This window comes from Bacillus altaicus (genome assembly GCF_042136375.2).
Classification (GTDB): Bacteria; Bacillota; Bacilli; order Bacillales; family Bacillaceae_G; genus Bacillus_A; species Bacillus_A cereus_U.
In genome coordinates this window covers 982,471-1,003,013 of record NZ_CM143394.1, presented here as the reverse complement: position 1 = coordinate 1,003,013, position 20,543 = coordinate 982,471, and the positions used below count along the sequence as shown (strand labels likewise).

The following is a 20,543-nucleotide window of genomic DNA, read 5'->3' as shown; positions in this document are numbered from 1 at the left end:
CTTTTATTAATAATTAATTAGTTTGCAACAACGTTAACAAGTTTTCCAGGAACGACAATTACTTTACGAACTGCTTTTCCTTCGATTTGTTCTTTAATTGCTTCAAGTGCAAGTTGTTCCATTTCTTCTTTTGATGCGTCTTTACTCATTGTTAATTTTGCGCGAACTTTGCCCATAATTTGAACAACGATTTCAACTTCATCTTCTACAAGTTTAGACTCATCAAATGTTGGCCAGCTTGCATATGTGATTGTTTCATTGTATCCAAGCTTGCTCCAAAGTTCTTCCCCGATGTGAGGTGCAACTGGTGCAATCATTTTTACGAAACCTTCTACATATTCTTTCGGAAGTGTTTCAGCTTTGTATGCATCGTTGATGAATACCATCATTTGAGAAATCGCTGTGTTGAAGCGAAGCTCTGTATAGTCTTCTGTTACTTTCTTCACTGTTTGGTGGTAAGCTTTTTCAAGCTCTTTGTTTGGTGCATCAGTAATTTTCTCACTTAATTCACCGTTATCTTGAATGAATAGGCGCCATACACGGTCTAGGAAACGACGAGCTCCGTCAAGACCATTTTCAGACCAAGCGATTGAAGCATCTAATGGTCCCATGAACATTTCGTATAGACGAAGTGTATCTGCACCATGGCTTGCTACAATATCATCCGGGTTTACAACGTTACCTTTTGATTTACTCATTTTCTCGTTGTTTTCACCTAAGATCATACCTTGGTTGAATAATTGTTGGAACGGTTCTTTCGTTGGAACTACACCGATATCATATAATACTTTATGCCAGAAACGAGCATATAATAAGTGAAGTACAGCGTGCTCTGCTCCGCCGATATAAATATCAACTGGAAGCCATTGTTTTACTTTTTCAGGATCTACAAGTGCTTCGCTGTTGTTTGGATCGATGTAGCGTAAGTAGTACCAGCAGCTACCAGCCCATTGTGGCATTGTGTTTGTTTCACGACGACCTTTTTTACCAGTTTCAGGATCAACAACATTTACCCACTCTTCAATGTTTGCAAGTGGTGATTCACCTGTACCTGAAGGACGAATGTTCTCTGTTTTCGGAAGAACTAATGGTAATTCTTCTTCTTTCACAGCTGTCATTGTACCATCTTCCCAATGGATTACTGGAATTGGCTCACCCCAGTAACGTTGGCGGCTAAATAACCAGTCACGTAGACGGTACGTTACTTTTTGATTTCCTGCGCTTGTTACTTCAAGCCACTCAATCATTTTTACGATTGCTTCTTCTTTATTTAAACCATCAAGGAATGCTGAGTTTACGTGCGCACCATCACCTGTATATGCTTCTTTTGAAATGTCTCCGCCTTTTACAACTTCCTTCATTGGAAGATTGAACGTTGATGCGAATTCATAGTCACGCTCATCGTGAGCTGGAACTGCCATTACAGCACCTGTTCCGTAAGTTGCAAGAACATAGTCAGCGATCCAGATTGGTAATTTCTCACCATTTACTGGGTTAACTGCGTAAGCACCAGTGAATACACCTGTTTTCTCTTTCGCAAGTTCTGTACGCTCTAGGTCACTCTTCATTTTTACAGAATCAATATAAGCTTCTACCGCTTCTTTTTTTTCTGTTGTTGTAATGTCAGCAACAAGTGCATGTTCTGGAGCAAGTACACAGTAGCTTGCACCAAATAGTGTATCAGGACGCGTTGTGAAAACTGTGAACTTCTCATCTGTACCATCGATGTTGAAATGTACTTCTGCACCTTCAGAACGACCGATCCAGTTACGCTGCATATCTTTTAAGCTTTCTGGCCAATCAAGATCATCTAGATCTTCTAATAGACGATCTCCGTAAGCTGTAATTTTTAACATCCACTGTCTCATCGGACGACGCTCAACTGGATGTCCACCACGCTCACTCTTCCCGTCAATTATTTCTTCATTCGCAAGTACTGTACCAAGTGCTGGGCACCAGTTTACAGGTACTTCATCAACGTAAGCTAAACCTTTTTCAAATAGTTTTAGGAAGATCCATTGTGTCCACTTGTAGTAAGTTGGATCTGTTGTATTTACTTCACGATCCCAATCGTAAGAGAAACCTAATGCCTTAATTTGATTACGAAATGTATTAATATTAAGCTCTGTAAATTCTGCCGGGCTGTTTCCAGTATCAAGTGCATATTGCTCTGCTGGAAGACCGAATGCATCCCATCCCATTGGATGAAGAACGTTATACCCTTGCATACGCTTCATACGAGATAAAATATCTGTCGCTGTATATCCTTCTGGATGCCCTACGTGTAAGCCTGCACCTGATGGATATGGGAACATATCTAGTGCATAAAATTTTGGTTTTTCCGTCTCATCTGGCGTACGGAATGTTTTATTCTCTTCCCAATGACCTTGCCACTTCTTCTCAATTTTTTGATGATTAAAGCTCATGAGATACCCTCCTTGAAATTCCATTTATTTTCACCGCCCAAAATACAAAAAACCTCTCATCCCTAGAAAGGGACGAGAGGTTATAGATTCCCGCGGTACCACCCTAAATTAATGTAATAAATACATTCGCTTAGATCCGTAACGTGGATTAACGGCAATTGCTACTAATAATTTCACAACTGCAACTCAAAGGCGAGTTCATAACGAAACGTGGATTGACTTGCACCGACCGTCAACTCTCTAAACCAGCTTCTATTACTACTACTCCTTCTCACTGTTATTACAAATATGAGTTAATGTGAACTACCCACCACTTAGTATCTCTTAAGAGCTTACTTGAAGCGGAGGCTTCTCGGTTAATCGTTACTCTTGCTAACTAACGAATTCGTCTTAGGACAGCCGAGCTAACTCCCTTGTTCCAAAGGATATTTTATTACTATTTATTTAAATATATTCTAAAACATGTTGCATGTTCCGTCAAACTAAACTGCAATTTTTTCTTCAACTGTTTCTTCTACTTTTACTCGTCTATCATAAATACTCGTTGCTATAAGCGCTACTACAAGCATTACCATGATCGCAATAAACAATACTTCCATATTGTATAAGTCAACAATCGCTCCGCCAACGACCGGTCCGAACATTTTCCCTACAGTCGCTGCGCTATTTACAACGCCTTGATAAAATCCTAACTTATCTTTCGGCGCAAGTATATTTGCAATGGTCGGAATTGCCGGCCATACGAATAATTCACCAATTGTTAATGTCACCATCGCAACGAGAAACATCGTAAATTGCTGCGCTTGACTTAAAACAATAAACGACGCCGCAAAAATGATAATTCCAATCATAATTTGTTGTTTTAAAGAACGCTTCATCCAGCGAATCAGCATACTAACAAGCGGCTGTGCACAAACAATCATCGCCCCGTTTATCGTCCATAATAAACTGTAGTGACGAAGGCTAATATTTAACTGTTGCATATACGTCGCAATTGCCCCTTGCCACTGTACGTATGTAACCCAGCATAAAGCATATGCTACACATACGATAAGAAGTGCTTTAAATCCAGGTGTAAGTGACCACCCTTTTTTCGCTTCGGCTTCTTTTTGTACCTCTTGCTCTTTTTTTGCTTCCATACCACGAAATCCAATAAAGGCGATTAAGAAGAAAATAAAATATAAAATAAAGTTCGCTAAGAAAATATAATCAAAACGATAAGACGCAACTAAACCACCGCACGCTGTTCCAATCGCAATCCCAACATTTTGTCCAACATACATTGCATTGAACGCTCGTCTCCCGCCTTCTGGCCAAACCGTACCAACCATCGCATACATCGATGGAAACACCATTCCAGAACCGAATCCGATTAATGCTAGCCACACAACATATAACGGCCAACCATGGAAAAATACAAGACCTAAAATCGATACAAGTGTAATGACAATCCCTACTAAAATTGATTTATAACCGCCCCATTTATCAAATAAAACACCGCCGAGCAAGTTTCCGATTACACCAGTAAGCGAGTTGATCATTAATACCATTCCGGCTACTGATAAAGATTTCCCTAAACTATCATGTAAGTAAATTGTATTAAAAGGCCATAAAAAAGAAGCACCCGTGACATTAATAATCATCCCAGCTACTAATAGCCATACTTTCCTTGGCATAGTCTCCCCTCCTATTCTCTTTTTTTCGTTCATATATATAACAGTAAAATTGTAGTCGTTTTTAAATAGGAAGGCAACTGATTAATAGTTGATGAAATTCAGATAATAGCACAAAGACGATTAGAATGTATTCTAATCGTCTTTGTAAGATATTAATCTATAAATAATGGAATCGTTCCCTCGCGAAAGGTTATCCAACTTCCTTTTTACGTTTTGCACTTTCTTTAGCACTCCATTTAAATATTTTGTCTAGTAGAGAGTATATTCTCCCAGACTCCTTCGTTAATAATGGCCCTAACGACGCCAATATTAAAACATATAAGGCTGAGAATGGTTTAATCGTTTCCATTAAGCCACCCGCTATCCCGAGATTCGCGACAATAATGGAGAATTCCCCGCGTGATATAAGTGTTAAACCGATATTCGTAGAAGCCTTATGCGATAACCCGGCTTTACGCCCTGCAATCATTCCAGCTGTAAAATTACCGATAAGAGTAATGAAAACTGCTCCTAATGCCAACCATACTGCTCCTCCAAGCGAAAACGGATCTATACTTAAACCGAAGCTGAAGAAAAATATAGCTCCAAAGAAATCACGAAACGGGACGACGAGATGCTCGATTCGATCACTATGCTCTGTTTCTGAAAAGACGAGTCCTAATAATAATGCTCCAATCGCCTCAGCAACATGAATCGTTTCCGAGAATCCTGCTACAAAGAATAAAATAGCGAATATTACGATAATAAAAATTTCGTTTGACGAAATATCTAATACTTTATTTAGGAACGACGTAGCTTTTCTAGCGACCACAAAGAATAGTAACATATATCCTACTGCTATTAAAACAGATGTAAGGGCACCTACAAATGACGTTGCACCGCCGAGTACTAAACCTGAAACGACTGATAAATATACAGCTAAAAAGATGTCATCAAACATAATGATTCCTAAAATTAGCTCTGTCTCTTTATTACCAGATCTTCTTAAATCAACGATTACTTTCGCTACAATTGCACTCGATGAAATTGTAATGATTCCAGCAATAATTAATGTTTCTAGTAAGGGGAAGCCCATTATATATCCATAAAGTAAACCTAATATAAAATTAAGTGATATATGAACAGTTCCCCCAAGGGCAATCGACTTTCCTGATTTAATTAATTTTTTTATTGAGAATTCTAAGCCTAAGTAGAATAGGAGGAATATGACGCCAACACGGCCGAGGAAGGAAATAACTTCTCCGCTTTCAATAAACCTTAAATCGATAAGTCCTAAATCTGGGGCATGAGGCCCCACTAGCATACCGAGTATAATGAGAAACGGAATAATCGAGAACTTTAACTTTGCAGCGAGGATAGCTGCAAAAGCTACTAATACTAACGCAGTTCCAACTTCAAAAATTAAAGTATCCATCGATTACGAATCACCTCCTGCTGAAAGCAACTCATTAATAATTCTTTTCACTTCATGTCTTTCGCCCGATAATACGAGCATATCGCCAGCTTCAATGATAGAATCTGGGCCTGGATTAAAAAACTTCTTCATATTCTTTTTCAAAATAGCAATGATTGTTACGTTATATGTTTTTCTAACGTGTAAGCTACCAATTGTTTTTTGTACCACTGGTGCGTTATTTTCTACTTTAAACCATTCAATTGATAATCCTTCAAAAGCCATCTCAATCGTGTCTAAAGCTTGTGGTCTATATACCATCCCGCCTAATATAGCCGCAATTTGTCTTGCTTCAGAATCGCGAAGAGAAATGCTTGAAATACTCTCATCATGATCCGCATCAAAATGATACATTTCCCTTCTTCCATCATCATGAATAACAATAACCATTTTTTCATTACCCTTTGTTATCACTTCAAATTTACATCCAATGCCCGGTAGTTCACTCTCTCTAATATTCATATTCCCGCCTCCTAAAATTTTTTAGTTACGGCTCTTCCCTTTTACAAATCTACATCAATCTCTGTTTTAAACTTTTCATCTTTTGATATCCCTAAATACTTTAACGTTTCTGACGGAGTCGCGTGATGAAAATGTTTTTGCAACAGTGCGATTGCTATTCCTCTTTTATATGCATGAAATCCAAATGTTTTTCGCATTGAGTTCGTTCCAATCTTACCAAGTATTCCGACCGATTCAGCTGCGTTATGGATAACACGATATGCTTGTTGGCGTGAGATTGAATTTGTTGTTTTGTTAGATTGAAATACGTAATTTTCTCTTTGAATATCAAAAGATTGTACGTACGATAAAAGCGCCTCTTTTACTTTTGTATTTAAATAAATATCTTGTTTAAACTTTTCATCTTTCACAGGAAGAGAATAAAAATCTTTAACAGTTCCATCTTCATGTAATACATCTTCAAATTTAATACTCAGTAGTTCAGTAATTTTTAATCCGGTGTTAATCCCAATAACAAATAAAAGATAATCTCGCTGCGAGTGCTCTTTTAAATACTTTTTCATAGCCTCAATTTGGTTTATATCTTTTAATGCTTCTACAACTTCCATACATGTATTCTCCTCATCTTATGAACGGTAATTTTCTCATCATGTTGTCCATTTTACCTTATCACGCTATGAGATTTCCATGTATTATCCATTATTTTCACAATATCCAGCTTAGGTCCGTCAATTTTTAATTTGGAAATTTACGATTGTACAAATGCTTTGTGGTGAGAAAAGAAATGGGGGGGATATAAGTTCAGCTTCTTTCTACAGATAGGATTCCTCCTTTCATTTTCCAGCTGATGATAATCTTATATTATGTTATGTTACTTATTTACATTATATTATATATTTTAGTAACATAAAAGTGTTTTTTCTGAAAATATAAAAAACCGAGCACTTTCGCTCGGTTTTTTACCTATTAATCTTCTTTCGGAAGAACAATTCCTTTATACAATTGAACAGTAATGAAGTAATAAATCGCGTAAATGACTACGAAAATTACAATTGGTATCCAAATACGGAAGTACGGATCGACTAAAATAAATCCGAAAATATTCATACCAACTAATACGTGGGCGATACCCACAATTGCCGGGAATAAGAATACTAAGAATAACTCTTTATAAATTGATTTTGTTAATAATTCACGGCGCACACCGATTTTACGAAGCATTTGATAGCGCGTAATATCTTTTGATGCACCAGAAAGAATTTTAAACATTAAGCAACTTGCCATCATCGCCAAGAAAGCAATTCCAAGGAAGAATCCCATAAATACTGTTCCACTCGCAACACCGTAGAACATATCGTAAGATTGATATTTACTGTTCATTCTTTCAGCCGTTACATTTTTATATTTAACTAGCTGCAACTCGTCAAGTTTTTTCCATTCTTTTGTATATGTTAAAAAGTCATCTGTTTTTCCGATAAATGCTATACCTTCTTTACCATTTATCCCATCGTACGTTTTTTGATCTACAATTTTAATTGCATGATCTTCGTATATATAATATGGATGGATTGTACTAAAAGCATCTCTCCATTCTTCTGAAAGTTCTTTAGCGTTCGCATCTTTTTCATTCATTTCTCTAGAAACTGCACCTACTGGTAGTTCCTCTGAAACTTTTTTCGTATTTACTAAATCCTTCATCGACTCCATATTTGCCATATCTCTTACTAAAGGACGATTTTTCTCTAAATCTTCTTTTACATAATAAACGTATTTATCATCCAATTTGTAACGATATTCACTTTTCTCTTTAAATGTAATACCGTCCAAAATTTTCTTTTCTTCAGCTGTTGGGTTATGAACTACTGAATCATATATTACTAAACCATCTACCATTTTTATAACGTTATTTTTAAACGCCATACCACCTGAAATTGCACCAGCTCCAAGAGCAACTAACATAGCTACCGTCGCAAGCACCTTTGTTAAACTATTAATACGGAAGTTTAATTGTGCAAAAGTAAAAGCGTTAAGGCCTTTTTCACTACGTTTTTTATTACTCTTTAACTTTTTAATAATGACCGGAAGAAGTGATCCAAATAGCATGTAAGTACCGGCTGTTGTTGTAATTAATGCAATAAGAATTCCCATTTCTCTTAGCTTTTCCATATAAATCATTGATGCATAGCCAATTCCTAATAAAATAACCGCAAGGAATGCAACTAAACCTGTCATTTTTCCTTTTACCGCAACACGTTCTGTTTGTGCATCTGCATGTACAAGTTGTAATACAGAAATACGTGATAACTTAATACTGTTCATAATTGCTGATAATACAAATAGTGCAAAGAAGAAAATGCAAGTAACAGTCATAGATGGCAGATAAAATGCTTTATAACCTTCACCAGCAAATTCCAATTGTTTCATTAATAATTGTCCGATACCTTCTGCAAGTCCTACACCAACTGTAATTCCAATTGCAAGAGACGCAGCGCCTAATACGATTGTTTCAATAAACATAAGTAATGTAACTTTATGTTTTTTCGCTCCTAACATCATGTACATACCAAACTCTTTTTGACGAAGAGATAATAAGAAAGAGTTCGCATATAAAATATAGAAGAACGTTATAATAGCTAGTAAAAATGAACCTGCTTGGAATACGAATCCAATAGACTTAATTACAGAATTGGATTCAAGAAACGCTTTATTAAGCGCTAGCGTTTGAAACATATAAAAAATTGAAATGGACATGACAAGACCGACAAGTAAGACGATGTAATCTTTCAGCTTACTCTTTAGCCCTGACATGGAAAGTTTAAATAACATGCCTGAACCTCCTTTCTTATGCTTTTTGTGTACCTATGTCTGCAAGCACATCTAAAATTTCTTTGTAGAACTCTTCACGTGTACCACCGCGGTGAATTTCTTTATATAGCTCACCATCTTGAATGAATAAAATACGCTGACAGTAACTTGCACTGTACGGATCATGCGTAACCATCATAATAGATACGCCTTGTTCTTCATTTAAGTTTGTCATCGCATCAAGTAAACTTGCTGCATTTTTAGAATCAAGAGCTCCTGTTGGCTCGTCCCCTAAAATAATTGCCGGTTCATGCACTAGTGCACGCGCTGCTGCTGAACGCTGTTTCTGTCCACCTGATACTTCAGTTGGATACTTTTGAAGTATCTCTGAAATCCCTAACATATTCGCTACTTTCTCTACTTTCGGACCAATATTACGTGATGGAACACCTTGAAGTGAAAGTGGAAGTGCAATGTTCTCATAAATAGATAAGTTCTCTAATAAGTTGAAGTCTTGGAAGATGAATCCTAATTTTTGTGAACGGAAATCAGAAAGCTCACCTTGCTTCATTTTCGTAATGTCCGTACCCGCAATTTCAACAACGCCGCCCGTTGCTTTATCAAGCGTTGAAATTACATTTAATAATGTCGTTTTACCAGAACCAGATGGTCCCATAATTCCGACAAACTCACCCTCTTGAATTGAGAATGACACACCCTTTAACGCGTGTGATTGGTTCTCACCTTTTTTACCGTACACTTTTTGAACGTTTTTCACGTCTACAACTGGTTTCGTCATATATATCCTCCTACGCTTGTTTTTCCATTACCTATTTTGCGCCTTTTGGAGGTGAACTGCTATTTATTAACATTACAATTACCTTACACTTTTGTAAGAAAAAAAACTGAGCATGTAAGCTTCATTGGTAAATGAAATTTTATCAGCGATTTTCAAAATATATCGGCGATTCTTCCACTTTTATCAGCGATTTTTCAAATATATCGGCGATTCTTCGAGGAATATCGACTTACCGACAAAAGATGACAATAAAAACGAGCTGTTCCACAAAGGAACAGCCCACTTCTCTCTTTATTTCTTTAAAGGTGTTACCGTCCAATACGTAATAACACGCCAAATCCATTCTAGTGGACCCATTTTAAAGACTTTCATCCAAATCACACTAAACACAATTTGAATGGCATAAATTGCGATACATACATATAACGTTTGCATATATGTTAAATTACCTGCAAAGTTAAACACACTACCGGCAATTAAAATCATTGCAGTTTGTCCGATATAATTTGTTAAAGCCATACGGCCGTAGTATTTTAGTGGTGCTAACAATGTTTGAACTGGTTTTAACTGAAGTAATAAAATTAATGCTCCAACATAGAAAGCTGAAATAATTGGCCCAACTGTAACACCAATTTTTAAAAACTGCGTTGCAGCATCCATTGTTCCATCCCCATTCATGAGTATCATATTTACAAATGGATTAGCAGGGACGTGCCCATATTGATACCATAAAGCTATCACACTTAAAACAAACATAATGCCTGTAAAAATAGCGACTTGCTTTATTTTCGTTGAAAGATTTTCAAATACTTTATACTGCCCTGCAGCAAGACCTAATAAAATTAAACCTAGTGGTAATAGTTCCTTAAAAGCCATAATACTAAAAGCTATTGTAAGAATAAGACCAATTACTAAATTTATCTGTTTCTTCACTTTATAAAACGGTAAAGTGACTAATCCACAAATCGCGTATAACGCTAGTGCTTCTCCAGGTTGGAACATTTGATGAATCAAACCAAAAATAAATAATGCAACTCCTTGTCCTAAATTAAATCCTCCCTTACTTTACTGGAAAAATAAGCTTACAACTATCGACAAATCTTACAGGAGTCTTACATTATTGTCATATAATAAAATGAAACTTTAATCAGTGTGTTTTTTCCCATCCCGCACCAATCGGGCGTTTGCAGAGCAAAATAAAACCAGGTCATATTGCGACCTGGTTTACTCTGATTGCTTCGATCTTTGAGGTTGTCCTTTTTTACTATTACGCTGTTTCACTTGAACAATCGGATCAAGTTCATTTGAAAATTCAGCGTTATGTCCATTTTGTGTTTTTTGCTCTGGATTATTTTGATCTGAACGTTTCGCCATTACATTCACTCCTTATTAGTGCGGTGTAATAATCATTTGATGTTGCAGTTGGCGAATTGCCATACGTGCTCTATTTAATTGTTCGCGTTGCTCATCATTCGCATGTTGTTGCATCGTTTGTAAATCGTTATATGCTTGCTCTAATTGCAACTGCGCATCTGAATATTCCATCGTATTGTAATGTTCTTGTCTCATGCCCTGATCTAATTGTTCTTTCGCATATTCCACCGCTTGTTCCGCTTGTGTAATATACTCTTCAAGTGATTGACGCTCTGCCATAATTGTCCCTCCTTGCTTCAATTCCCCTTTAGTGTGTCCCTTCCATCTCAACCTTATGAGTATGTTATAATGGATTTTGTTTCATTTTGACTCGTCTTAGGAGGGAAAGTAATGAAGGTTCAAAACCCTTTTCCATATACAAACGACAATAAACGTTATCATACATGGAATTACCACTTACGAAATGAATTTGGTGAAAAAATCTTTAAAGTTTCATTAGATGCTGGCTTCGATTGCCCGAACCGTGACGGCACAGTTGCTTACGGTGGCTGTACATTTTGCAGCGCTGCTGGATCTGGTGACTTCGCTGGCGATCGCCGCGATGATGTTATAACGCAATATCATGAAATGAAAGAAAAAATGCGCTCAAAGTGGAAAGACGGAAAATGTATCGCTTATTTCCAGGCGTACACAAATACACATGCACCGCTTGAAGTGTTAAAAGAAAAATTCGAACCGCTTCTAGCAGAAAAAGACGTTGTCGGTCTTTCTATCGCAACTCGTCCAGATTGCTTACCTGACGATGTTGTTGAATATTTAGCGGACTTAAATAAACGCACGTACCTTTGGGTTGAACTCGGACTACAAACTGTTCATGAACGTACTGCAAATCTTATTAATCGTGCTCACGATTATCCATCTTATGTGGAAGGCGTAAAGAAATTACGCAAGCACGGTATTAGAGTTTGCTCTCATATTATTAACGGTCTTCCCCTTGAAGATTACGACATGATGATGGAAACAACTCGTGAAGTTGCAAAACTGGACGTACAAGGAATTAAAATTCATTTACTTCATTTGTTAAAAGGAACGCCAATGGTGAAGCAATATGAAAAAGGACAACTAGAATTCCTATCTCTTGAAGATTACGTAAGTCTCGTTGTTGACCAACTTGAAGTTATTCCAGAAGACGTAATTGTGCACCGCATCACAGGTGACGGTCCACCTGATTTAATGATCGGCCCAATGTGGAGCTTAAATAAATGGGAAGTATTAAATTCCATCGATGCAGAATTTGTACGCCGCGGAAGCTGGCAAGGAAAATATGCAAATGAGGAGAAACAAGCATGAAATTAGAACGCGTATTACCATTTGCACGCACACTACTGCAAACAGCAGTAAAAGAAGGCGATTATGCAGTAGATGCAACACTTGGCAATGGACATGACACTTGCTTCCTAGCTGAAATCGTTGGGGATAACGGAAAAGTGTTTGGATTTGATATTCAAAAAGAAGCAATCGAAAGTTCGACTATCCGCCTAAAAGAAAAAGAACTTTTCGAACGTACTGTTTTAGTTCACGACAGTCACGATACACTCTTATCCGTATTACCGGACGACGCAAAGGGAAAAGTAACAGGGGCAATATTCAACTTAGGTTACCTTCCTGGTGGAGACAAACATATCGTCACAAAACCGAACTCAACAATCTCAGCTCTCGAACAATTGCTAGACGTAATGGCACTTGAAGGTATCATCGTCCTTGTCATTTACCACGGACACCCAGAAGGACAAGTAGAACGCGACGCTGTTCTCAAATTTGCAGAAGAACTAGACCAAAAACAAGCTCACGTTTTGCGATACGGCTTCATTAACCAGCAAAATAACCCGCCATTTATTGTGGCGATTGAGAAACGATAAAGTGAAACTTTAATCAGTGGGGGGGCATCCCCCACTGATTATTAGCCTTCACCAATCGGGCGTTTACGGGCAGTTGATCTCCCACCTAACTTCTTTGCTCCAGCCAAATTTTGAGGTGGGAGTTTTACTGCCCGTTAATGCGGGATAATATATCAACGATTTTCCAATTATATCTATCATAACTCCGGATATATCAACGATTTTTTCAATATATCTATCATAACTTACAATATATCAACGATTTTGCCGATATATCGATTCTTCGACAAAACATAACAAAAAAAGACGTGCAACGGATGCACGTCTTTTTCTTATCCTCCTATATAATGGATGTATATAATATTTGAAGAAAGAAGGATAGAACTTTGCTAGTAGAACTAAGGGGAATTCAAAAGAAGTATGGCAAATCACTTATACTAGACAACATCGATTTATCCATTCCAGAAGGCGAAGCAATCGCTATTATTGGTGGGAACGGGACTGGAAAAAGTACTTTACTCAAAATAATTGCAGGCTTTATTTCACCTACGGCGGGGACACTTCAAAGAAAAGAACATATGCAAATCGGCTATGTACCTGAACATTTCCCTGAAGGAATTCGGTTTACATTAGAGGATTATTTATATCATCTCGGCCACATTCACGGTTTATCAACAAAATATTTAAGAAATAAAATTCCGATGCTCCTTGAATCTTTTCATTTACATCATGCAAGGCATTCCATTGTACGAAACTTTTCAAAAGGTATGAAACAAAAAACAGGCATCATGCAAGCATTACTTACAGACGTCCATTTATTAATTTTAGACGAGCCGCTTTCTGGACTCGATCCTAACTCTCAGCAAGAACTAGAACACATTTTACTTTCATTAAAACAACAAGGCATATCTGTACTCTTCACATGTCACGAAAAACAACTACTAGAAAACTTCGCCCAGAGAATTGTGACGTTAGCAAATTATACGATCGTAGAAGATACCTCTGTGCAAAAATCAATAGAACAAGTCTATATTGAGGCAATCGTCCATGAAACATTTTCAGCGATAGAACTACAACAACAATCAGGGATTATACATGTTACACACAATTCAAATCAAAACCTCATTCAGTTACAAATCGAGAAAGATTGTACAAACGAAATACTCCAGTTTTTATTACATAAAAAAGCATCTATTACACTGCTACAACCTAATTTTTAAATCGAAAGAAGGTTTATTATGTTTGCGCTTATTCGTTACAATTTTCTCGACTACACAAAATCGTATAAGTACGTCCCTCCTATTGTGATGTACTTCGTGAGCTTACTTTTTGTATACGCGTATAAACCGACTCCCATTGTACCGACATATTTAGAAACGGCACTCGCACTTTATTTACTGTCTGCCTGGATTACAGTTACAATTTTTCATACAGAAGACCCTGTACAAGAACAAATTACTATTTCACATACGAATAATATTTCAGCATTATACTTCGGTAAATATATTACAGCCCTTCTTATTTGTACTGTTTTATCTGTCATATCCATCAGCTACCCAATTTTCTTACAAATGTTCAATGAAAAAATGACAGCTTCTTTATTTCTAGTCGGATTTCTGGCTCATATGTCTTTATCTATACTAGGGATTTCAATCGCAACATTATTTACAAGAAATATTATTCAAAAAGCAAGCACTGCTTGGCTTAGTCTTACATTTATATTACTTATAACGATCGCCTCAATCCGGTTTAAAAAAGAGCTACTGTGGTTTTTACCACCTGTCGAAAGCTTTATAATGCTTGGACAATACAAATATAATATACTTACTCACACTCTATGGCTCACAGCTTGGGCTATCGTCTATTCATTTTTATTACTTACTTTATTTCTTTTTCTCGTTCGCAGCAAACGTTTTTGATTACATATTAAAGGGGACTAAATAATGATTGGAATACTCGCAGGAATGGGACCAAAATCAACTGGGTCATTCATCGATACAGTTGTAGCACAATGCCAAACAATATACGGAGCAAAGCATGATATGGACTTTCCTCATATGATGATTTATTCTTGTCCAACACCATTTTACATGGATCGGCCTATTGATCATACAGCGATGAAAAAAGCGATTATTGAAGGGGCACAAAAACTTGAAAGTACTGGTGTAGATTTCATCGCAATGCCATGTAATACGGCGCATCTTTATTTCGAGGAATTAAAGCGTTCTATTACCATTCCTATTTTGAATATAGTCAATGAGACGTTAAAAGCAATTCCTGAAAATGCAAAAAGGGTTGCTCTTCTCGCAACAGAAGCAACTGTTCAAGACGGGATTGTAAAACGTGATATAGCGTACATTCATGATGAAAAATGGCAGGAAATGATTAATCAAATTATTACTTGTATTAAAAGCGGAGAAGTTGAAGAAGCTCGCAAATTATGGAATGTGCTCGTTTTACAATTGAAAGATGAAGTAGATACCGCTATTATCGCATGTACCGATTTAAATGTCGTTGCGAGTGAGGACTTTGTTGATTCCTCTCAATGTCTTGCTGAGGCGGTTATTAGGATGTATTTATCCCGCACCAATTGCATTTTTATGTCACGCCGATAAATATATCGGCATTTTTTTAATTATATCGGTCATAAGTTCAAATATATCGACTTACCGAAAAAATTCGAACAAGCGACCATTCCTCCCCCAAAACTTTTAACTTTTTTCACAATTCTTTCAAATTATCCACACTTAATCTCGCTATATTAAATAAGTAGTTTATTCATATAGGGAAGGTTAGGGGAACTGAAGTATGAAACAAAATCGTTCACTTCATTACATTTTTTGGCGTTGGCATTTTTATGCTGGACTTTTTATTACGCCGCTTCTTATTACTTTGTCACTAAGCGGAATTGGGTATTTATTTCGGGAAGAAGTTGAAGATTTCATCTATAAAGATTTATATTTTGGGAAGAGCGCCCAAACAGAGTCTATTTCGATGTCTGATTCTATTTCATTAACAGAGAAAAAATATCCACATTATAGTGTGGCGAAAATTAGTGAGTTTAATGGGGATTATAATACGAGACTTACAATTGCAAATGAATATACTGGACAACAAAAGTATGTGTATTTAGATAGCAATAATCAAATTGTTGGAGATCAAAACGCAAGTGAAACGTTTGCCAATATAATGCGGGAATTACATAGTTCTCTTTTAGTCGGTGGTACTGTCGTCAACTATATTGTAGAGCTTGCAGCGTGCTGGACACTCTTTTTAATTGTAACTGGGTTATATATGAGTATACGCCAATTCAAAAACACACCGTCATCCAATAAGCGAGAAAAAGCAAAACGACGTCATTCTATTATCGGTATTATATTTACAATTCCTCTCGTTCTGCTAGTCGCATCTGGATTGCCGTGGTCCGGATTTATGGGTAACCAAATTTATAAAATCGCAGCGTCGAATGAATCAATCGGATATCCGAAATTGTATATGGCACCACCTGAATCAAAGGTAAAAGAATTGCCGTGGGCAACAAGAAAAGAAGCTCCTCCTGAATCAAATTCAAATGAGCCAAAAGCCATTTCAGTTGATGAATTACAAAAAGGGGTTGAAATAAAGAAGCCATATGTTATCTCACTACCGGCTGATCCGAAAGGTGTATTCACTGTTTCGAAATCGGGCGGCTCTGGCATTACGGGCATGCACGTGGCACCACATGAAGAGCTAACAGCTTACTTTGACCAATATAACGGAGAACTGATTTCAAAAACAGACTATCTTGATTATGGATTATTTGCACAATGGTTCACTTACGGTATCCCGCTTCACGAAGGACATTTATTCGGATGGCCAAATAAAATATTATGCTTACTAACGACATTATCTTTATTACTTCTCATTTATTACGGAATAAAAATGTGGTTAGCAAGAAAACCGAAAGGCAAATTAGCAGCACCTCCAAAACAAAGAGATAAGAAAAGCATATTCGTTTTCTTTATCATGATGGTTATACTAGGCACTGTCATGCCTTTATTCGGACTATCTGTTTTAGTTATTTTCGCAATTGAACTTCTTATATATGTATTTTCAAAGAGACGATCATAATAAAAAGGGACAGTCCAAAAAGTCTAATTTTGGACTGTCCCTTTTTCATTATTGAGCAAGATTGCAACAGCACATTAAATTATATCGAACATAACTCTTATTATATCGACGTTTCGACAAAGGATATCGACTTAACTATAAAATACAACATTAGAGGCAACTTATTAATAAGAAAAGACCATCCCAAAATATCTTTTGAGACGGCCTCTTCATCACTGCGCCATTTTCTTTCTGTACATCTTCCCGTTCCAGTAGAAGAATCGTGAAGTGAGCCCTCCGTATTTTACAATGCGCCGTGCCATTTTGTGCATATTCTTTTGCGCTGATACTTTTTGATCTGATAAGTAAATACCAAGTAATCCTCGGCTTATTAGACGATGAAACTTTGCATGAGGCAAATCACCAATACTCTTCTCTGCTTCTTCTACAAAATGTTTCATACGATCTAATATGGCTTGCTCGTTTTCGTAATAACTACAGAAATTCAAATCTCCGCCGATACGGTCCTCTTCTTGATCGATGAAATAATCAAGTAAAATGTGAAGTCCTTGTACGTAAGGAAAATATCCTTGTCTAATTTTCTCAATATCCTCATCATGTAATTCATCATGAAATGCATATGCCACAAGACAAAAGATTCCTAAAGTTGATCCTGCACAAGCCGAAAATTCAAACCAGCTCATCGGCGGCAAGTTTTCTTTATGAGCTTCAAACCATGTTTTTAGACGTGGTTCTCTTTCTTCTAATTTCACGTGTTTATGAATTTGCAAATCACAATAATAACAAGCAAGCTCATGAAGAATTGGAGCAATTTTATCATAATGCTTCGTTTTCTTTAAAACATCCTGACACGTTTCAACGAGCTCATCTAAATAACCACCATCATCTTGATCATCACGGTAACGATAATAATTACCGCCTCCTTCAACTTCAGGACTTAATGCCATTACCATTGACTCATGAAGAGCCGCAAAGTCTTTCGGATCAAGTGATGTACTACGGTCACATAAATTATCCAAATAGTCGCTAATCGTTTGATATGCTACGATAAAACGAATACATTCCTCTCGATGTTCATTTGCTAGCAGCGCTAAAATGCCACCGCCCTCGCAATGAAACGTTTTATTCTCAATACTTGCGATTGCCTGACTATGAAGCTCATCATTCGGAATATGGTAGGCACGCTCTTTCCACATCGCTAGCTCATGGTGTACAACCGGAAACACATCACGGTATACTTTCGCCATGAGCGTTATGGGATTACTCGGTACGTTCACTTCTTCCTTCATCTCCTCTATTAAATGTACAAATAATGATTTATTTGTTTGTTTTTACTATATTATTGATATGCATTTCAGTAAATGACTGAATATAATTCAAAATTTCATCACGCTCATACTCATTTAATAACTCATGATAGCAATTAGGCCATTCTTTATATGCCTTATCACTCATTTTAACATTATCAAACCATGTACGGACACGTATTTTATCTACAAGTTTATCCTCACACGCCTGCATTAGCAAGAGTGGAACATCTGGAAAATCATCTATTTTCTCATGAGCAATCTCGATAGACTTAATCAATTCACTATACCAACGTACTGATACTTTGCGCAAGAACAATGAATCATTCTCCATCGCATCCCTCACTTCATGATTACGAGTTGACATTTCTACAGTGAGATTTGTTGCAAATTGCAATTTTGGAGCAACGACATTTAATATTTTTGAAGCAGCACGAAGCGGAGCAGAAGGTGCAGCTAATACGCCTAAACAAGGCGAGCTTAATACAATACCGTCTATGTCCTCTCTTTTCGTTTCTTGCATCATACGAATAACGACAAGTCCTCCCATACTATGACCAAATAAAAAAATAGGCAATCTATATTTTCTTGCTTCTTTCACCCATAACTTTATTTCCTCTATGTATTCATCAAATGAATCGATATGTCCTCTATTTCTTGAAGTTGTTCCGTGTGCTGGGAGATCCCCCATAACGACGTGATAACCGCTATAATTCCACATTTCTGCAACTGCTTCATAACGCCCATGATATTCCATAGCACCATGCACGATAATAATGACGGCTTTCGCTTCTTCCGCTTCATAGTTCCACATACGAAACTCCCCCATTTCACTCTTTTTCATAATTTGATACACTAAAACTAGTCTCTAGGAAAGGAAGGCTTTACATGATATATCCTTACAAAGAAAAAAATCCGAAAATTTCGAGTAGTGCTTTTATCGCTGACTATGTTACCATTACAGGCGATGTGACCATTGGCGAAGAATCTAGCATTTGGTTTAATACAGTCATCCGCGGTGATGTATCACCAACGATAATTGGAAATAGAGTAAATGTACAAGATCAATGTACACTTCACCAAAGCCCCCAGTATCCTCTTATTTTAGAAGATGACGTTACCGTTGGGCATCAAGTTATTTTACATAGCTGCAAAATTGAAAAAGATGCTTTAATCGGAATGGGATCTATCATATTAGATGGCGCTGAAATTGGTGAAGGAGCTTTCATCGGTGCAGGTAGTCTCGTTTCACAAGGAAAGAAAATCCCTCCTAATACGTTAGCTTTCGGTCGCCCTGCGAAGGTCATTCGCGAATTAACAGAAGAAGACCGTAAAGATATGGAACGTATCCGCACACAATACGTTGAAAAAGGACAATATTATAAATCGTTACAAAAGTGATTTTATCGCTGCCGTAAGACTGGCAGCTTTTTTTACCCCGCTATTTGTGGGCAGTAAAACTCCCACCTCAAAATTCGGATGGAGCAAAGAAGTTAGGTGGAAACCCTACTGCCCGTAAACGCCCGATTGGTGAAGGCTAATAATCAGTGGGGGATGAACAAAACCCCCACTGATTATAGTTTCACTTTATGAAAAAATCTAACTTTTTCTTTACAAAACATTATTATTCCCTCAATAAAATCTTATTAAAATAGAAGTTAATAACTCCATATATATGTAAATGAGGGAGGAAAAATCTCATGAAGGTCAGTGGACTATATAAAATAGAATGCTACATTTTCAAAGGAATTAATCGCTACTTTGATCAAAAAACATTAAACATCTTTTTCAGCAATATTACCCATATCGGTGGTGCGAGTTTTTCCATTGCACTCACACTTTTCTTTTTAATTTTCGCAACAGGGAATTTGCATCAAGCTGCAATTGCAACTGCTATTTCTTTAACAATTAGCCATATTCCAGTGCAAATATTAAAAAGATGGTATCCACGAAAACGCCCTTATTTAACAATTCAAGATGCGAAATATCCAGTACAGCCTTTAAAAGATCATTCTTTTCCATCCGGACATACAACGGCTGTTTTCTCTGTCCTCATTCCATTTATTTGCTATAATCCAAACTTGCTTGCTTTTCTATTACCGTTAGCGCTATGCGTCGGTATTTCCCGTATTTATTTAGGGCTTCATTATCCGTCAGATGTATTTGTAGGCATGTGCCTTGGCACTTGCTCTGGCATCATCTCTTTTTATCAACTCATTCCACTCATGTAAAG

The 20,543-nt window shown here is 37.0% G+C and carries 19 protein-coding genes, 1 pseudogene and 1 other annotated feature; of the genes and pseudogenes, 8 read left to right on the top strand and 12 right to left on the bottom strand.

Going from position 1 to position 20,543, the window contains the following annotated elements; translation table 11 throughout:
• Positions 1–17: 17 nt before the first annotated feature.
• The 10 genes and pseudogenes from leuS to ACE38F_RS05165 form a co-directional block, all read right to left on the bottom strand.
• Positions 18–2,426, bottom strand: coding sequence for a leucine--tRNA ligase (gene leuS / locus ACE38F_RS05210; protein ID WP_375370054.1), 2,409 nt, complete (start codon positions 2,424–2,426; stop codon positions 18–20).
• A gap of 65 nt (positions 2,427–2,491) precedes the next feature.
• Positions 2,492–2,710: a binding site (T-box leader), on the bottom strand.
• 198 nt (positions 2,711–2,908) lie between these two features.
• On the bottom strand, positions 2,909–4,102 hold the full coding sequence (locus ACE38F_RS05205) for an MDR family MFS transporter (protein WP_375370055.1): 1,194 nt from the start codon (positions 4,100–4,102) through the stop codon (positions 2,909–2,911).
• A 190-nt stretch (positions 4,103–4,292) separates the two neighbouring features.
• Positions 4,293–5,516, bottom strand: coding sequence for a cation:proton antiporter (locus ACE38F_RS05200; protein ID WP_375370056.1), 1,224 nt, complete (start codon positions 5,514–5,516; stop codon positions 4,293–4,295).
• A gap of 3 nt (positions 5,517–5,519) precedes the next feature.
• On the bottom strand, positions 5,520–6,017 hold the full coding sequence (locus ACE38F_RS05195) for a cation:proton antiporter regulatory subunit (RefSeq protein WP_001026047.1): 498 nt from the start codon (positions 6,015–6,017) through the stop codon (positions 5,520–5,522).
• A 41-nt stretch (positions 6,018–6,058) separates the two neighbouring features.
• A complete protein-coding gene (locus tag ACE38F_RS05190) occupies positions 6,059–6,625 on the bottom strand; it encodes a tyrosine-type recombinase/integrase (RefSeq protein ID WP_375370057.1) in 567 nt (188 codons plus the stop codon).
• A gap of 358 nt (positions 6,626–6,983) precedes the next feature.
• Positions 6,984–8,843, bottom strand: coding sequence for an FtsX-like permease family protein (locus tag ACE38F_RS05185; RefSeq protein ID WP_375370058.1), 1,860 nt, complete (start codon positions 8,841–8,843; stop codon positions 6,984–6,986).
• Positions 8,844–8,859: 16 nt separating this feature from the next.
• Positions 8,860–9,621, bottom strand: coding sequence for an ABC transporter ATP-binding protein (locus ACE38F_RS05180; RefSeq protein WP_215554477.1), 762 nt, complete (start codon positions 9,619–9,621; stop codon positions 8,860–8,862).
• 291 nt (positions 9,622–9,912) lie between these two features.
• Positions 9,913–10,656 (bottom strand): annotated as a pseudogene (locus ACE38F_RS05175) (DUF418 domain-containing protein); the annotation flags it as partial.
• A gap of 189 nt (positions 10,657–10,845) precedes the next feature.
• Positions 10,846–10,995, bottom strand: coding sequence for a hypothetical protein (locus tag ACE38F_RS05170; RefSeq protein WP_001129341.1), 150 nt, complete (start codon positions 10,993–10,995; stop codon positions 10,846–10,848).
• Positions 10,996–11,010: 15 nt separating this feature from the next.
• Entirely contained in the window at positions 11,011–11,274 is a 264-nt protein-coding gene (locus ACE38F_RS05165) for a YtzC family protein (RefSeq protein ID WP_002089099.1), read from the bottom strand.
• Between the two features lie 111 nt (positions 11,275–11,385).
• Between ACE38F_RS05165 and mnmL the strand changes: the two genes are divergently transcribed.
• The 6 genes from mnmL (at position 11,386) to ACE38F_RS05135 (ending at position 17,003) form a co-directional block, all read left to right on the top strand.
• Entirely contained in the window at positions 11,386–12,345 is a 960-nt protein-coding gene (gene mnmL, locus ACE38F_RS05160) for a tRNA modification radical SAM protein MnmL/YtqA (RefSeq protein ID WP_375370059.1), read from the top strand.
• Positions 12,342–12,914 (top strand): tRNA 5-(aminomethyl)-2-thiouridylate-methyltransferase MnmM, encoded by a 573-nt coding sequence (mnmM, locus tag ACE38F_RS05155; RefSeq protein WP_375370060.1) that lies wholly within the window; start codon positions 12,342–12,344, stop codon positions 12,912–12,914. The genes mnmL and mnmM overlap by 4 nt, the downstream gene beginning before the upstream one ends.
• A 365-nt stretch (positions 12,915–13,279) precedes the next feature.
• Entirely contained in the window at positions 13,280–14,113 is an 834-nt protein-coding gene (locus ACE38F_RS05150) for an ABC transporter ATP-binding protein (protein WP_341305556.1), read from the top strand.
• 18 nt (positions 14,114–14,131) lie between these two features.
• Positions 14,132–14,812: an ABC transporter permease gene (locus tag ACE38F_RS05145; RefSeq protein WP_375370061.1), complete on the top strand. Its 681-nt coding sequence runs from the start codon at positions 14,132–14,134 to the stop codon at positions 14,810–14,812.
• A gap of 24 nt (positions 14,813–14,836) precedes the next feature.
• A complete protein-coding gene (locus ACE38F_RS05140; protein WP_375370062.1) occupies positions 14,837–15,508 on the top strand; it encodes an aspartate/glutamate racemase family protein in 672 nt (223 codons plus the stop codon).
• Between the two features lie 193 nt (positions 15,509–15,701).
• Positions 15,702–17,003, top strand: a complete 1,302-nt coding sequence (locus ACE38F_RS05135; RefSeq protein WP_375370063.1) for a PepSY-associated TM helix domain-containing protein — start codon at positions 15,702–15,704, stop codon at positions 17,001–17,003.
• A 212-nt stretch (positions 17,004–17,215) separates the two neighbouring features.
• Here the strand turns inward: ACE38F_RS05135 and ACE38F_RS05130 are convergent, their stop codons facing one another.
• Positions 17,216–18,280 carry a tetraprenyl-beta-curcumene synthase family protein gene (locus ACE38F_RS05130; RefSeq protein WP_002199075.1) on the bottom strand — a complete coding sequence of 355 codons (1,065 nt, stop codon included), beginning with the start codon at positions 18,278–18,280 and terminating at the stop codon, positions 17,216–17,218.
• A 40-nt stretch (positions 18,281–18,320) separates the two neighbouring features.
• The gene (locus ACE38F_RS05125; RefSeq protein ID WP_375370064.1) at positions 18,321–19,124 is read right to left on the bottom strand and encodes an alpha/beta hydrolase; all 804 of its coding nucleotides are present in this window, start codon (positions 19,122–19,124) and stop codon (positions 18,321–18,323) included.
• 74 nt (positions 19,125–19,198) lie between these two features.
• On the opposite strand from ACE38F_RS05125, the gene ACE38F_RS05120 reads away from it, so the two are divergent.
• Together ACE38F_RS05120 and ACE38F_RS05115 are read left to right on the top strand one after the other, a co-directional pair.
• A complete protein-coding gene (locus ACE38F_RS05120; protein WP_107887332.1) occupies positions 19,199–19,711 on the top strand; it encodes a gamma carbonic anhydrase in 513 nt (170 codons plus the stop codon).
• A 299-nt stretch (positions 19,712–20,010) separates the two neighbouring features.
• On the top strand, positions 20,011–20,541 hold the full coding sequence (locus tag ACE38F_RS05115) for a phosphatase PAP2 family protein (RefSeq protein WP_002167520.1): 531 nt from the start codon (positions 20,011–20,013) through the stop codon (positions 20,539–20,541).
• The last annotated feature ends 2 nt before the right edge of the window (positions 20,542–20,543 follow it).

What these genes read in the sequence shown, in the direction of transcription:
- leuS (WP_375370054.1), bottom strand. Translation starts at nt 2,426, where the DNA reads ATGAGCTTTAATCATCAAAAAATTGAGAAGAAGTGGCAAGGTCATTGG.
- ACE38F_RS05205 (WP_375370055.1), bottom strand. Translation starts at nt 4,102, where the DNA reads ATGCCAAGGAAAGTATGGCTATTAGTAGCTGGGATGATTATTAATGTC.
- ACE38F_RS05200 (WP_375370056.1), bottom strand. Translation starts at nt 5,516, where the DNA reads ATGGATACTTTAATTTTTGAAGTTGGAACTGCGTTAGTATTAGTAGCT.
- ACE38F_RS05195 (WP_001026047.1), bottom strand. Translation starts at nt 6,017, where the DNA reads ATGAATATTAGAGAGAGTGAACTACCGGGCATTGGATGTAAATTTGAA.
- ACE38F_RS05190 (WP_375370057.1), bottom strand. Translation starts at nt 6,625, where the DNA reads ATGGAAGTTGTAGAAGCATTAAAAGATATAAACCAAATTGAGGCTATG.
- ACE38F_RS05185 (WP_375370058.1), bottom strand. Translation starts at nt 8,843, where the DNA reads ATGTTATTTAAACTTTCCATGTCAGGGCTAAAGAGTAAGCTGAAAGAT.
- ACE38F_RS05180 (WP_215554477.1), bottom strand. Translation starts at nt 9,621, where the DNA reads ATGACGAAACCAGTTGTAGACGTGAAAAACGTTCAAAAAGTGTACGGT.
- ACE38F_RS05170 (WP_001129341.1), bottom strand. Translation starts at nt 10,995, where the DNA reads ATGGCGAAACGTTCAGATCAAAATAATCCAGAGCAAAAAACACAAAAT.
- ACE38F_RS05165 (WP_002089099.1), bottom strand. Translation starts at nt 11,274, where the DNA reads ATGGCAGAGCGTCAATCACTTGAAGAGTATATTACACAAGCGGAACAA.
- mnmL (WP_375370059.1), top strand. Translation starts at nt 11,386, where the DNA reads ATGAAGGTTCAAAACCCTTTTCCATATACAAACGACAATAAACGTTAT.
- mnmM (WP_375370060.1), top strand. Translation starts at nt 12,342, where the DNA reads ATGAAATTAGAACGCGTATTACCATTTGCACGCACACTACTGCAAACA.
- ACE38F_RS05145 (WP_375370061.1), top strand. Translation starts at nt 14,132, where the DNA reads ATGTTTGCGCTTATTCGTTACAATTTTCTCGACTACACAAAATCGTAT.
- ACE38F_RS05140 (WP_375370062.1), top strand. Translation starts at nt 14,837, where the DNA reads ATGATTGGAATACTCGCAGGAATGGGACCAAAATCAACTGGGTCATTC.
- ACE38F_RS05135 (WP_375370063.1), top strand. Translation starts at nt 15,702, where the DNA reads ATGAAACAAAATCGTTCACTTCATTACATTTTTTGGCGTTGGCATTTT.
- ACE38F_RS05125 (WP_375370064.1), bottom strand. Translation starts at nt 19,124, where the DNA reads ATGTGGAACTATGAAGCGGAAGAAGCGAAAGCCGTCATTATTATCGTG.
- ACE38F_RS05120 (WP_107887332.1), top strand. Translation starts at nt 19,199, where the DNA reads ATGATATATCCTTACAAAGAAAAAAATCCGAAAATTTCGAGTAGTGCT.
- ACE38F_RS05115 (WP_002167520.1), top strand. Translation starts at nt 20,011, where the DNA reads ATGAAGGTCAGTGGACTATATAAAATAGAATGCTACATTTTCAAAGGA.